The organism is Caballeronia telluris, from assembly GCF_001544495.1.
Classification (GTDB): domain Bacteria; phylum Pseudomonadota; class Gammaproteobacteria; order Burkholderiales; family Burkholderiaceae; genus Caballeronia; species Caballeronia telluris.
Genome location: NZ_FCNZ02000003.1, coordinates 93,704 through 107,443, shown reverse-complemented (window position 1 = coordinate 107,443; position 13,740 = coordinate 93,704). Strand labels below are relative to the sequence as shown.

Below are 13,740 nucleotides of genomic sequence, written 5' to 3'. Positions count from 1 at the left end.
CGCCGGCACTCCGATCGTCCGCCCAACACGGCGGACACGAGCAAAGCGGCCACGGAGGCCGGAAAAGAGAGAGTTGGGATTGTCCGCCGAAGCGGCATGCGCACTCGAGAAGAACTTCTGAAATGACGCACTTCGGGCCGCCGGGCGCAGCGCAGAAACACCGCGCCGTCGGGCAAAAATCTCGATTCGGGCGCGATGTTACCAGATAGCTTGCGAATCGCCAAGCATCCCAACTCTCTGATGTGATTGGATTTTTCGGCTACCGGGCCGGTGCGCTCGCCTGATCGAGCATGTCGATGTCGTCGGCGGAAAGCGTGAGGCGCGTCGCGGCGGCCAGACTGTCGAGCTGCTCGACCGACGTCGCGCTCGCAATCGGCGCCGTCACGCTCGGCCGCGCGATCACCCAAGCGAGCGCCACGGTCGCGGGCGTCGCGCCGTGCCGCTTCGCGACGTCGACGAGCGCATCGACGATTTTCAGGCCGCGGTCGTTCAGATATTTCTCGACCCGCGAGCCACGCGCGGCGTTCTTCAAATCGTCCTTCGAACGGTATTTGCCGCTCAAAAAGCCGCTCGCCAGACTGAAATACGTGACGACGGCGATCTTGTGCTTCGCGGCGACCGGTTCGAGATCGGTTTCGTAGCCTTCGCGGTCGACCAGGTTGTATTCGGGCTGAAGCACCTGATACGCCGGCAAACCCGTGTCCTTCGCGACTTTCAGCGCTTCTTCCAGCCGCGCGCCCGAGTAGTTCGACGCGCCGATCACCCGCACCTTGCCCGCGTCGATGAGCTCCTGATATGCGCCGAGCGTCTCGTCGAACGGCGTCTTGTCGTCGTCGAGGTGCGAAAAATAGACGTCGATGTAATCCGTTTGCAAGCGCCGCAGCGATTCGTCGACGGCCGCCGCGATGTTCGCCGCCGACAGCCCCGGCCGCGTGCTCAACATGCCGACCTTGGTCGCGAGCACGATCTTGTCGCGCTTGCCGCTTTGCCTGAACCACTTGCCGATGATCGTCTCCGACTCTCCGCCCGTGTGGCCGTCGACCCAGGCGGAGTAGACGTCGGCGGTATCGACGAAATTCAGGCCGTGGTCGACAAATGCATCGAGGATCGAGAACGACGTGCGCTCGTCGGCGGTCCAGCCGAACACGTTGCCGCCGAAGACGAGCGGCGCGACCTGCAGGTCCGAGGTTCCGAGGGTGCGTTTTTGCATGAGGGCTCCGGTAGCGATGGGGACGGACGAAAAAGCATACGCGCGAATGCCCGCGGCTGCTGGCGCGCGCCGACGGCCAGCGGCCCGGGGAATCGCACGAACAGGGGCGCTTTTCCAGTCCAGTTCAGCGCTTCGCTTACCGGGACGCACGCCGATAATTCCGCAACATCCCTGTATTGCCGAGACCATGAACGCACCGAACGAATTTAACGGATCGAACGAGCCGTCTGCCCGCAGAACGCTCACCGAAGAACAGGAGTTCGATCGGGACCTCGCGCAGGTGCTCGAGGCTGCCATCGAGCGGCATCAGACCTTGCACCTCGACGAGGCCGAATCGCTGTACCGCCTGATACTCGACGCGCGGCCGGCGCACGCCGACGCCAACTTCAACCTGGGCATACTGACCGCGCAGCGCGGCCAGTACGCGGCATCGGTGCCGTTCTTCGAAACCGCCATCGGCACCGACCCGACGCAGCACATCTACTGGGCCAACTATGTCGACGTGCTGACGCGCAGCGGCCAGGTCGCCGCGGCGAATCTCGTGCTCGACCTCGCGCGCACGCAAGGCGTGAACGGCCCGGCGATCGACCGGCTCGCCGCTGAACTGCGCGAGGCGACGCAGGAGCGCGAAGCCGTCGCGACAGCCGATGGCCGCACGTCGCCCACGCCCCAGGAACTCAGCCAACTGCGCGCGCATTATTCCGCGGGACGCATCGAGGAAGCCGTCGCGCTCGCGCGCACGCTCGTCGCACGCGATCCGGCGTTCGCGTTCGGCTGGGAGATCGTGGGCGTCGGTTCCGTCAAGCTGATGGATCTGAAACGCGGTATCGCCGCGCTGCGCCGTCTGCTGGAACTGCGGCCCGATTTCATCGATGCGCGCCGCATCCTCGCGGACGCCCTGCGTCTTGGCGACAAGTTCTTCGAAGCCGAAGCCGAGTGCCGCACGATGATCGCGCAGGACCCGAACTACGGCGAGGCGCACCGCATCCTCGCCATGATCCTGCGCTCCACGCTGCGTCTCGACGACGCGCAGGCGGCGTGCCGCCGCGCGATCGACATCGATCCGCTCGCGGCGCAGGCTCACGACACGCTCGGCGTCATCCTGCTGGACCAGGGGCTCATCGACGAAGCCGAGGCGCATCACCGGCGCGCGATCGAACTGAAGCCGAACGTCGAGAGCGCGCACGAGAACATGCTGTTCTGCCTGACGCACAAGGACGACATCGATCCGAAAGCGCTTTTCCGACAGCATCTGTACTTCGCCGAGCAATGCGAAAAGCCGCTGCTGCGCAGCTGGAAGAAGCATCGCAACGACACCGATCCGAACCGCCGCATCCGCGTCGGTTTCGTGTCCGGCGACTTCAACAAGCACCCTGTCGCCGTCTTCATGGAGCCGGTGTTCCGCCATCTGGCGAACGATCCGAGCGTGTCCGTGCACGCCTACTACAACCGCTCGGTGAACGACGAAGTCACGTACCGGCTGCGTCTGCTCGTCGAACGCTGGCACGACATTTCCGGCCTCACGGATGCCGCGCTCGCCGACAAGATCCGCGCGGACGGCATCGACGTGCTGATCGACCTGTCCGGCCATACCGGCTACAACCGGCTCCTGACGTTCGCGCGCAAGCCGGCGCCCGTCCAGGCGACGTGGATGGGCTATCTCGGCACGACCGGCATGACGTCGATGGATTACTACATCGCCGATCGCTTCTATGTGCCGCGCGAGCAGATCGACGGCCAGTTCACGGAGAAGATCGCCTATCTGCCTGCGTTCGCGGCCTTCCAGCCGTCGGAAGCCGCGCCGCCCGTCAACGCGCTTCCCGCGCTCTCTAACGGCTACCTCACGTTCGGCAGCTTCAACCGTTTCAACAAGCTGCGTCCGCGCACCATCGCGCTCTGGTCCGAACTGCTGCGGGCGCTGCCGGACGCCCGGCTGATGATCGCCGGCATGCCGCGCGACAACAGCCACATGGTTCTCACCGACTGGTTCGCGAAGGAAGGCGTCGATGCAAACCGCCTCGCGTTCCGCCATCGCGCGCAACTGGAAAGGTATCTCGCGCATCACCTCGACGTCGACATCGCGCTCGACACGTTCCCCTATGCCGGCGGCGTGACCACGTTGCAAGCGATGTGGATGGGCGTGCCGACGCTCACCGTCCCGGGCGACCTGATCGCGAGCCGCGGCAGCATCTCGGCGCTCTCCCATGCGGGGCTCGACGACTTCGTCGCGAAGGACAGCGCCGACTTCGTGGCTAAGGGTCTGGCGCGCGCTGCCGATATACAGGGGCTCGCGGAGATTCGCGACGGCATGCGGGAGCGTTGCATGCAGTCGCCGTCGTTCGCGGCGGACACGGTGGCCGCGGGTTTTTCGCGCGCGGTGCGCAAGATGTGGCAGCGCTGGTGCGCAGGCGAAGCACCTGCCACGTTCGACGCCTGAGGCGTCGGCAAAGCCGTCCGCCGCGGTCCGGTTCGGGCTGTCCGGCGTGCGATCCGGGTGGGCGGCGACAAACGTTTGCCCCCCCAGAACGCACGCGGCACAAGGCTTCTTTGACATTCCGCAGGCAAATGCAACGAGACGCCTAAAGTTTGCCGAAGGCGGGCCGAAAACCTAAACAAGCGGCCAGACAAAACGACGGACGCTTCCGCCATAAACGGCTTTGTCAACAGACGAAACACCTGCCCGGCCTCATTGGAGAACCAACATGATCGGTATTAACAGCAACATCAACTCGCTGGTCGCCCAGCAAAACCTGAATGGCACGCAGAGCGCCCTGTCGTCGGCGATCACGCGCCTTTCGTCGGGCAAGCGCATCAACAGCGCAGCCGACGACGCAGCAGGCCTCGCCATCGCTTCGCGCATGACCTCGCAGATCAACGGCCTGAACCAGGGCGTGTCGAACGCCAACGACGGCGTGTCGATGGTTCAGACGGCATCGAGCGGTCTCAGCCAGATCACGGACAACCTGCAGCGTATCCGCCAGCTCGCCGTGCAAGCATCGAGCGGCTCGCTCTCGACGGCCGACAAGACCTCGCTGCAAAAGGAAGTGACGCAGCGTATCAGCGAAATCAACCGCATCTCGTCGCAAACGACGTACAACGGCACGAACCTGCTCGACGGCACCGCCGGCAGCAAGACGTTCCAGGTCGGCGCGAACGTCGGCCAGTCGATCACGATCGACCTCGGCACGGGCGCAAACGTCTCGGCCCTGTCGCTCGGCGGCAGCAACCCGCAGAAGGGCACGGTCGTCGGCACGGTCGACGGTCTGTCCCTGGACGCTTCGGGCGCAAACACCACCTCGGGCGCCTCGATCACCTCGATCAACGTCATCGCCGACGGCAATGGCGGCTACACGTTCACCGACCAGGACAACAAGTCTCTCGGCGACGGCACGACCTCGGCGACCCAGTCGTTCGACTCGTCCAACGTGTTCGGCGGCCTCTCGACCGCTGGCAGCATCACGCTCTCCTCGTCCGCCGTGCCGACGGCCACCGCCGCACAAACGACGGAACTCGCCACGCTGAACGCGAACAGCAAGCCGCCCCAAGTGTCGGAGATCGACATCAGCGGCACCGACGGTGCATCGTCCGCGATCGAAGCCGTCGACAACGCGCTCAACTCCGTCAACGCATTGCAGGCACAGCTCGGCGCCGTGCAGAACCGCTTCAGCTCGGTAGCCGCCACGCAGACCGCGCAGGCCACTAACCTGTCGTCCGCTCAATCGCAGATCACCGACGCGAACTTCGCGCAGGAAACCGCGAACCTGAGCAAGGCGCAAGTGCTGCAACAGGCAGGCATCTCGGTTCTGGCGCAAGCGAACTCGATGCCCCAGCAGGTCCTGAAGCTCCTCGGCTAAGCATCGTCAAGGCCATGACCGGCGCGCGAGCCGTACCGCGCGCCGGCCGAAGTACACCGGGAGGCTTGCCTCCCGATCGGCATTTCTGTTTTACGCATCACACCGTCGTTTCTGAGCAGGCATTCCTCAACCGATCAGGCAGACGCCAGGAGCGGAGTCATACATGTCCACGGTAGCAACCACGTCGGCGTCCACAGTCGACCCGAACAGTGCAGTCCAGCAGGCCGCGCAGTCGATCATCAGCGGCTCGACCAATTCGTCGATGGACGTGAACTCCCTCGTTACCGCGATCGTCAATGCCAAGGTGGCGGGTCAGACCGACGCGCTCACCTCGAAGCAAACCAAGGACAACACGCAACTCACCGCGGTCGGCACGCTGAAATCCGTGCTGTCGCTCTTGCAAAGCGCCGCCAGCTCGCTCGCCGACGGCACGACGCTCAACGCCTTCACGGCGACCGGTAGCGGCAAGGGCCTGACGGGCACGGCAAGCACCGGCGCGGTGGCGGGCAGCTACGCCGTTTCGGTGAGCAACATCGCGACGTCGCAGTCGATCACCTCGGGCGCGTTCAGCGGCACGGCGCAGCTCGGCACGGGCACGATGAACCTGTCGATCGGCGGCAAGAGCATGTCGATCAACGTCGATTCGACCAACAACACGCTCGCGGGCATCGCTTCCGCGATCAACTCGGGCACGGGCAACCCCGGGGTCACGGCTACCATCGTCAACGGTACGGACGGCGCGCACCTCGTGCTGCGCTCCTCGTCGACGGGCCAGACGAACGGCATCAACGTGTCGGTCACGCCGACCACCGACAACGGCCTGAGCAATCTCAACGTCGCGACCACCTACACCGCCGCCACGACCTCGAACGGCGTCACGACGCCCGCGCAAACCGCCGTCAATTCGTCGAACTGGACGCAAACGACGGCCGGCATGGACGCCAATTTCACCATCGCCGGCACGGCCGCGACGAGTTCGACCAACACGGTCACGGGCGTGCTGACGGGCGTTTCGCTGACGCTGACCGCCGATGCGGTCGGCACCACGCAGACGCTCACCGTCGCGCAGGACACGACCGGGCAACAGACCGCCATCGACGGATTCGTCACGGCCTATAACAACTTCATCAGCACGGCATCGTCGCTGACCGCATTCGATTCGACGCAGACCGCGGGCTCCCAAGGCGGCGCGCTGCTCGGCGACTCGATGATGAACATGATCCGCAACACGCTGTCGAGCACGATCAGCAAGGGCGTGGGCGTGGGGGCGAGCCAGGTCAACCTCGCCTCGATCGGCATCACGCTGCAGCCCGACGGCTCGCTGAAAACCGACGAAAACGCGCTCAAGGCGGCGCTGACGAGCAATCCCGGCACGGTCGCCTCGCTCTTCAATTCGACGACCGGCGTCGCCGCGACGTTGAACACCAGCCTGACGTCGTTCCTGCAAACGGGCGGCATCATCGACACGCGCACGAGCGCGCTCAACGCCGACCTGAAGAGCATCGCCGATCAGCAGACGCAACTGACCGCCTACACCGCGCAGCTCACGACGTCGTACAACGCGCAGTTCACCGCGCTCAACACGCTGATGTCGCAGATGTCGAACCAGTCGAGCTATCTCACGCAGCTCTTCGGCGGCACCAACAGCGCCGGCGCGATGGCGAGCAACAAGTAACCGGGGACGACGAGCAATGAGCCAGCACGAACTGATTCAGCGAGCCTGGGACTTGACCGGGGAAATCGAAACGGCCGTGGCCGAATGCGAATGGACGCGCGCGGCGGAACTCGCCGAAGCGCGTGCGCCGCTCCTGATGTCGCTGGAAGCCGATCAGCCCGCCGACGCGCTCGCGACGATCCGCAAGATCCAGTCGAGCATCGAAGCGGTGACGCAGGCGGCCGCGATCGCGCAGGAAGCGCTCGTCGCGAATCATCGGCGCTCGATGGAGCGCGCGAGCGCCGCGAGCCGCTATCAGCAGGCAGCACGCTTCTAAAGTTTTTCCGGCGAGCGCCGATAACCTGAATAACAACAACAAGAACGACGCGTCGAAGCACGGCGCAATGCTTCGCTCTTGATGCCCGCCTCGGCGGGCATTCTTATTTGTGCGGCCGCTTTTTCAGCGCCCGAGCGTTAGCGTGAGATATGCACCGTACAGCACGCCGTTGCCGAGCAGCGCCCACAACACCACGCCATTGCGCCGCGCGTTGAAGCGCAGCCAGAGCGCGGCGGCGAGCGTGATGAGCACGCCCGTGAGCACTTCGATGCGCGGCTCCCAGGGCGTCAGCATGATGCCGATGGCCGGCAGCAGCGTGCCCTGGAACACCATCGCGCCGGTGATGTTGCCGAACGCAAGCGTGTCCTTGCCGCGGCGCGCCCAGAGGATGCTGTTCACTTTCTCCGGCAGTTCGGTCGCGATCGGAATGATGATCAGCGACAGCAGCAACGCCGATACCCCCAGCACTTGGGACACGCCTTCCACGCCGTGAATGAAGCCCTTCGCGCCGCCGACCAGAAGCGCGATGCCGATGGCGAACTGCAACACGATCGTCGCAAGCGAAGTCGGCAGGCCGAGTCGCGAGACGAAAAGCCGCTCGGGCGCCTCGGTGCCGTGCCCGCTTTCGACGAGTCCCGCCGACGCCCTGAACGTCGATATCACATACACCACGTACACGCCGACGAGGCTCGCCGCGAAGAGCGCCCGCACCTGCCACGCGTGGTGCGGCACGAACATCGCGCCCGCCGCGATGGCGAACGCGCACAGGAAGAAGTTGAGATCGCGCGTGAAGCCGGTGCGCTCCGGTGCAATCACGCCGCGCATGCCGCGCGACTTCAGGATCGCGAGCGTCATCAGGCAGGTGGAGAGCGTCGCGAGCATGAGCGGCGCGCCGAGAATCGCGCCGACGCCGATCTCCTCGTTGACCGCCCGGCTCGCGGTGCCGCCGAGCAGCGCGATGATCGGCACGGTCGTTTCGGGCAGCGCCGTGCCGACGGCGGCGAACAGCGAACCGGTCACGCCTTCGGAAATGCCGAGCCGCTCGCCGAGGTGTTCGAGCGCGTTGGTGAAGAGTTCGGACGCCACGAGAATGACGGCCAGCATCAGCGCGAGTTCGATGAAAAGCGTCGTCATGCGGCACCTCGCGACGAGGCGTACACGAAGAGATTCGCGCGGGTGACGGCGCGTGCGGGGGATTGTTTTATGAGTTCTGGGGACACGATGATTCCACGGTCGGACGTCAGCGAACCATGATGCATCGCACGCCGTCCGACCAGGAACGACACGATGCATCAATGGTCTCGCCAAACCGAGCGAATGAACTCGCGGTCGAACGCGCCACGGCAGAAAAGCCGAGGATGTTGACGCGTTCTCCTTCCAAGGCGGAAGGAAGGCTACTCCCCAAAGACGGCTTGAAGTGTAGCCCGCGCGCCACGATTCGGCAAGGCGCGTCTCGCGGCGGGCATATGAATATGGCGATCCGATCGTTGTCGCCACAGGTCGCGTTCGATAATCTACCGGCGCGGGCGCGCGGCTTGCATCCGGTTTCGCGCGTCGTCGTCGAACGATAACGAACGTAACGATCAATCGACCTTCAAGGTCACGGGAGAACTCATGCGCCCACTCATGCGCCCACTTATGCGCCTCAATCTGCTTGCGGCCGCCGCGCTCGTCGCCATGCCGGCGCTCGCCCTGGCGAAGCCGCTTACCGTCTGCACCGAATCGAGCCCCGACGGCTTCGACGTCGCGCAGTTCAATTCGCTCGTCACGACCAACGCGTCGGCGGACGTGATCTTCAACACGCTCGTCTCCTACGACGAAGCCGCGAAGAAGGTCACGCCCGCGCTCGCGCAAAAGTGGGACGTGAGCGACGACGGCCTCACCTACACGTTCCATCTGCGACCGAACGTGCAGTTCCAGAGCACCGAGTATTTCAAGCCGACCCGAACGCTCGACGCCGACGACGTCGTGTTCACGTTCGAGCGCATGCTCTCCGACAGCAATCCGTGGCACAAGGTCGCGGGCGCGAGCGGCTTTCCGCACGCGCAGTCGATGGGGCTCGTGAAGCTGATCAAGTCGGTCGCCAAGGTCGACGAACACACCGTCAAGTTCGAACTGAACGAGCCCAACGCGACTTTCGTGCCGATCCTCACGATGGGTTTCGCGTCGATCTATTCGGCCGAATACGCCGATCAGTTGCAGAAGGCGAACCGTCAAGCCGACCTGAACGCGAAGCCGATCGGCACCGGCCCGTTCGTCTTGAAGAGCTATACGAAAGACTCGGTGATCCGCTACGACGTCAATCCGTCGTACTGGGGCGCGAAGCCGAAAGTCGACCGCCTGATCTATGCGATCACGCCGGATGCATCGGTGCGCGCGCAAAAGATCAAGGCGGGCGAATGCCAGATCGCGCTCTCGCCGAAACCGCAGGACGTGATCGACGCGAAGAAGGACAAGGCGCTGAAAGTGAGCGAAACACCGGCGTTCATGACGGCGTTCGTCGCGCTCAATACGCAGAAGAAACCGCTCGACAATCCGAAGGTACGCCAGGCGCTCAACGAAGCATTCGATCGCACGACGTACCTGAAGACCGTCTTCGAAAACACCGCGACCGCCGCTGTGAATCCGTATCCGCCGAACACGTGGAGCTACGACAAGGCGGTCAGTCCGTATGCCTATTCGGCGGACAAGGCGAAGAAGCTGCTCGCCGATGCGGGCTTCCCGAACGGCTTCGAAACCACGATCTGGGTGCGTCCGAACGGCAGCGTGCTGAATCCGAATCCGAAGGCCGGCGCCGAACTGCTGCAGGCCGATCTCGCGAAGATCGGCGTAAAGGCACAGGTGAAGGTGATCGAGTGGGGCGAGCTGATCAAGGAAGCCAAGCAAGGCCAGCATGACATGCTCTTCATGGGCTGGGCCGGCGACAACGGCGACCCGGACAACTATCTCTCGCCGCTATTTAGCTGCAACGCGGTGAAGTCCGGCATCAACTTCGCGCGCTACTGCGATCCGCAACTCGACAAGCTGATCGCAGAGGGCAAGGCGACGGCCGATGTCGCCAAGCGAACCCGTGCCTACGTCGACGCGCAAAAGATCATCCACGATCAGGCGCTGTGGATTCCGCTCGCGTATCCGACGGCCGCCGCGCTCACGCGTGCCAACGTGAGCGGCTATAGCGTGAGCCCGTTCGGGCGGCAGAACTTCACGAGCGTTTCGGTTCAGTAACTAACGGTGAATGGCGTGGTCACGCGCGGGAAAAGCGGATCACGCCATCGTCGCCGACTTCCCGCTTCAACTCCCCTTGCAGCCACAGCAGATGCAGGTGCGCGAGCGCCTCGCCGAGCGCGAACGTCATCTGATGAATGTCGAGCTTGCGCTTGAACATCAGCGGCACGATATCGGCGGCGCTGTGCGGCTGCGTCGCGCAAGCCTCCTGGACCTCGGCCAGGCGCGCCTTGTGATGATCGCGTAGCTGCGCGATGCGGGTATGCATCCCGCGAAACGGCTTGCCGTGCGAAGGCAGCACGAGCGCATCGGCGGGCATCGTCTCGTAGCGGCCGAGCGACTCCAGATACAGCGCGAGCGGATTGCCTTCCGGTTCGATGTCGAACACCGAGACATTCGTCGAGATGCGCGGCAGCACCATGTCGCCGGAAATCAGCACGTTCGACTCCGCGCAAAAGAGCGCGCTGTGCTCGGGCGAATGGCCGTAGCCCGTAACGACTTCCCAAGCGCGGCCGCCGATCGTGAGCGTGTCGCCGTTGCGCATGCGCCGGAATTGCGGCGGGATCGAAGGCACGAGCGTGGGGTAATAGCTATCGCGCTTTTTCAGTGCGTCGAGCGATGCTTCGTCGGTGAGGCCGTGTCGCGCGAAGTGCCGCGCCGCGCGCTCGCCGCCCGCGTTGGAACCGTCGCCGGCCGCCATCACGCGGCCCATCGCGTATTCGCCGAGAGAAATCCAGAGGCGCGCATTCCAGCGCGTCTTGTCGCCGCCACGGCAGATCCAGTCCGCAAGACCGAGATGATCCGGATGGCAATGCGTGACGATCACGCGAAGCACCGGCAGGCCGTCGAGATGCGACTCGAACACGCGCTCCCAGTTCGCGCGGATCGTTTCGTCCGAGATGCCGCAATCGACGACCGTCCAGCAACGCACGCCGTCGATCTCATCGCGGATCAGCCAGAGGTTGATGTGATCGAGCGCGAACGGCAGCGGCATGCGCACCCAGAACACGCCGGGCGCGGCTTCCATGACATCGCCGGCGTCGGGCAGCGTGTCGGCAAAAACGTAGTCGAGTTGATGTTCGAGGGCGTTCATTCGCGCAGGGATCTCCGGGTTGCGGCGCCGTTGCAATTTGCCGAGGTTGACGATAACGTAAACGTACATATTAACGTCCGCGCTCGTATCGCGCTCATACTCGCGCTCGCGATGAAACAACAGACGCACTACACGATCACCGAACTGGCGCGCGAATTCGACGTCACGCCGCGCGCCATTCGTTTCTACGAAGATCAGGGCCTGCTCGCGCCCACGCGCGAAGGTCCGAGCGGCCTGCGGCGCGTCTATGCGCCGCGCGACCGCACGCGGCTGCGGCTCACGCTGCGTGGCAAACGCCTCGGTTTCACGCTCTCGGAAATTCGCACGCTGCTCGATCTCTACGATTCGCCGACCGGCACCGTCGCGCAGTTGCAGGCGTTTCTGGATACCATCGCCGCCCATCGCAAAGTGCTGGAGCAGCAACGGGAGGACCTCAACGCGACGCTCGACGAGCTCGCGCAGTACGAGCAGCAAGGCCGTGCCTTGCTTTCAGCGAGCGCTGAAAAGCGCGCGCGCAAATCCAGGGCGGCGTGACACGACGTGCAAGGTCGACATGAACCACTTTCCCAAACTGCTTTCGTCGCAAATCGGCTTCGATGTCGCGCAGACGATGCTCGAAGGGTTCGACCGCCACTACCGCGTGTTTCGCGATGCGGCCATCAAGGCGAAGACGCTCTTCGAAGCGTGTGACTGGCACGCCATGCAGCAGCTCGCGCGCGAGCGCATCATGTCGTATGACGATCGCGTGGACGAATGCGTGATGCTGCTGGAAGACGAATACGACGCCGAGAATATTGACGACGAAGTCTGGCAGCAGATCAAACTGCACTACATCGGCTTGCTCACGTCGCATCGGCAGCCGGAATGCGCGGAGACGTTCTTCAACTCGGTGTGCTGCAAGATCCTGCATCGCTCGTACTTCAACAACGATTTCATCTTCGTGCGCCCGGCCATCTCGACCGAATACATCGAGAACGACGAACCCGCGGCAAAGCCGACGTATCGCGCGTACTACCCGGCGCGGGACGGTCTCGCCGCGACGCTTGAACGCATCGTCACCAATTTCCAGCTCGAACCGCCATTCGAAGATTTGCCGCGCGACGTGCAATGCGCGATGCAGTCGATGACCGAAGTGCTCGGCGACTTCAAGGCCGCGCCGAACTTCCAGATTCATGCACTCTCCTCGCTCTTCTTTCGCAACAAAGCCGCGTATATCGTGGGCCGCATCATCAACGGCGACAGCGTCGTGCCGTTCGCCTTGCCGGTACGCTACACGCGGCCGGGCCTCCTCGCGCTCGACACCGTGCTATTGACCCGCGAGCAGTTGCTGATCATCTTCAGCTTCTCGCACTCGTACTTTCTCGTCGACATGGAAGTGCCGTCGGCCTATGTGCACTTCCTGCGCTCGATCATGCCGGGCAAGCCGAAGGCGGAGATCTACACGTCGGTCGGCTTGCAGAAGCAGGGCAAGAACCTGTTCTATCGCGACCTGCTGCATCATCTCTCGCATTCCAGCGACCACTTCGTCGTCGCGCCGGGCATCAAGGGAATGGTGATGATCGTGTTCACGCTGCCGTCGTTTCCGTATGTGTTCAAGATGATCAAGGACCACTTCCCGCCGCCGAAGGAAACGACGCGCAAGAAGATCAAGGACAAGTACCAGCTCGTCAAGCGCCACGACCGGCTCGGGCGCATGGCCGACACGCTCGAATATTCGAGCGTCGCGCTGCCGCTCGCGCGGCTCGACGACACGCTGATTCGCGAACTGAAGAACGAGGCACCGTCGATGATCGAATACGAGGGCGACAATCTCGTCCTCAAGCACCTGTATATCGAGCGGCGCATGGTGCCGCTCAATCTCTATCTGCAAAATGGCAGCGACGCGGACATCGAGCACGGCATCAGGGAATACGGCAACGCGATCAAGGAACTGATGCAGGCCAACATCTTTCCCGGCGACATGCTCTATAAAAACTTCGGCGTGACGCGCCACGGCCGCGTGGTGTTCTACGACTACGACGAGATCGAGTACCTCACCGACTGCAACGTGCGCACAGTGCCGCCGCCGCGCTACGAGGAAGACGAGATGTCGGGCGAGCCGTGGTATACGGTCGGGCCGCACGACATCTTCCCGGAAACCTACAATACGTTCCTGCTCGGCGATCCGCGCGTGCGCGAGGCGTTCATGCGCCATCACGCCGATTTCTTCGATCCCGCGCTGTGGCAAAAGAACAAGGACCAGTTGCTGCGCGGCGAACTCGCCGACTTCTTTCCCTATGAACGGTCCGCCCGATTCTGCATCCGCTATCCGGAGCGTTTCGTGCAGGACCAGAAAGCGCGCGCCGCCTGAGCGAGCGATGGCAAACC

General features: G+C 63.8%; 10 protein-coding genes and 1 riboswitch. Of the genes, 7 read left to right on the top strand and 3 right to left on the bottom strand.

Annotation, left to right across the window (positions count from 1 at the left end; genetic code table 11):
- Nucleotides 1–259: 259 nt before the first annotated feature.
- Nucleotides 260–1,210, bottom strand: coding sequence for an aldo/keto reductase (locus AWB66_RS05110; RefSeq protein WP_087629191.1), 951 nt, complete (start codon nt 1,208–1,210; stop codon nt 260–262).
- A gap of 187 nt (nt 1,211–1,397) precedes the next feature.
- On the opposite strand from AWB66_RS05110, the gene AWB66_RS05105 reads away from it, so the two are divergent.
- The 4 genes from AWB66_RS05105 to AWB66_RS05090 all read left to right on the top strand — a co-directional run bounded on the left by AWB66_RS05105 (nt 1,398) and on the right by AWB66_RS05090 (nt 7,055).
- Nucleotides 1,398–3,647 carry an O-linked N-acetylglucosamine transferase, SPINDLY family protein gene (locus AWB66_RS05105; RefSeq protein ID WP_159462879.1) on the top strand — a complete coding sequence of 750 codons (2,250 nt, stop codon included), beginning with the start codon at nt 1,398–1,400 and terminating at the stop codon, nt 3,645–3,647.
- A 265-nt stretch (nt 3,648–3,912) separates the two neighbouring features.
- On the top strand, nt 3,913–5,064 hold the full coding sequence (locus tag AWB66_RS05100) for a flagellin (RefSeq protein ID WP_087629189.1): 1,152 nt from the start codon (nt 3,913–3,915) through the stop codon (nt 5,062–5,064).
- A 163-nt stretch (nt 5,065–5,227) separates the two neighbouring features.
- Complete coding sequence (gene fliD / locus AWB66_RS05095) at nt 5,228–6,739, top strand: flagellar filament capping protein FliD (RefSeq protein WP_087629188.1); 1,512 nt, start codon at nt 5,228–5,230, stop codon at nt 6,737–6,739.
- Between the two features lie 16 nt (nt 6,740–6,755).
- Nucleotides 6,756–7,055: a flagellar protein FliT gene (locus AWB66_RS05090; protein ID WP_087629187.1), complete on the top strand. Its 300-nt coding sequence runs from the start codon at nt 6,756–6,758 to the stop codon at nt 7,053–7,055.
- Nucleotides 7,056–7,178: 123 nt separating this feature from the next.
- Here the strand turns inward: AWB66_RS05090 and AWB66_RS05085 are convergent, their stop codons facing one another.
- Entirely contained in the window at nt 7,179–8,189 is a 1,011-nt protein-coding gene (locus AWB66_RS05085; protein WP_087629186.1) for a sodium:calcium antiporter, read from the bottom strand.
- A gap of 101 nt (nt 8,190–8,290) precedes the next feature.
- A riboswitch (yybP-ykoY riboswitch) is annotated at nt 8,291–8,470 on the bottom strand.
- 223 nt (nt 8,471–8,693) lie between these two features.
- On the opposite strand from AWB66_RS05085, the gene AWB66_RS05080 reads away from it, so the two are divergent.
- The gene (locus AWB66_RS05080; protein WP_087629185.1) at nt 8,694–10,280 is read left to right on the top strand and encodes an ABC transporter substrate-binding protein; all 1,587 of its coding nucleotides are present in this window, start codon (nt 8,694–8,696) and stop codon (nt 10,278–10,280) included.
- Between the two features lie 19 nt (nt 10,281–10,299).
- Here the strand turns inward: AWB66_RS05080 and AWB66_RS05075 are convergent, their stop codons facing one another.
- Complete coding sequence (locus AWB66_RS05075) at nt 10,300–11,373, bottom strand: MBL fold metallo-hydrolase (RefSeq protein ID WP_087629407.1); 1,074 nt, start codon at nt 11,371–11,373, stop codon at nt 10,300–10,302.
- A 111-nt stretch (nt 11,374–11,484) separates the two neighbouring features.
- On the opposite strand from AWB66_RS05075, the gene AWB66_RS05070 reads away from it, so the two are divergent.
- Entirely contained in the window at nt 11,485–11,907 is a 423-nt protein-coding gene (locus AWB66_RS05070) for a MerR family transcriptional regulator (RefSeq protein WP_087629184.1), read from the top strand.
- Between the two features lie 19 nt (nt 11,908–11,926).
- A complete protein-coding gene (gene aceK / locus AWB66_RS05065) occupies nt 11,927–13,723 on the top strand; it encodes a bifunctional isocitrate dehydrogenase kinase/phosphatase (RefSeq protein ID WP_087629183.1) in 1,797 nt (598 codons plus the stop codon).
- Nucleotides 13,724–13,740: the final 17 nt, after the last annotated feature.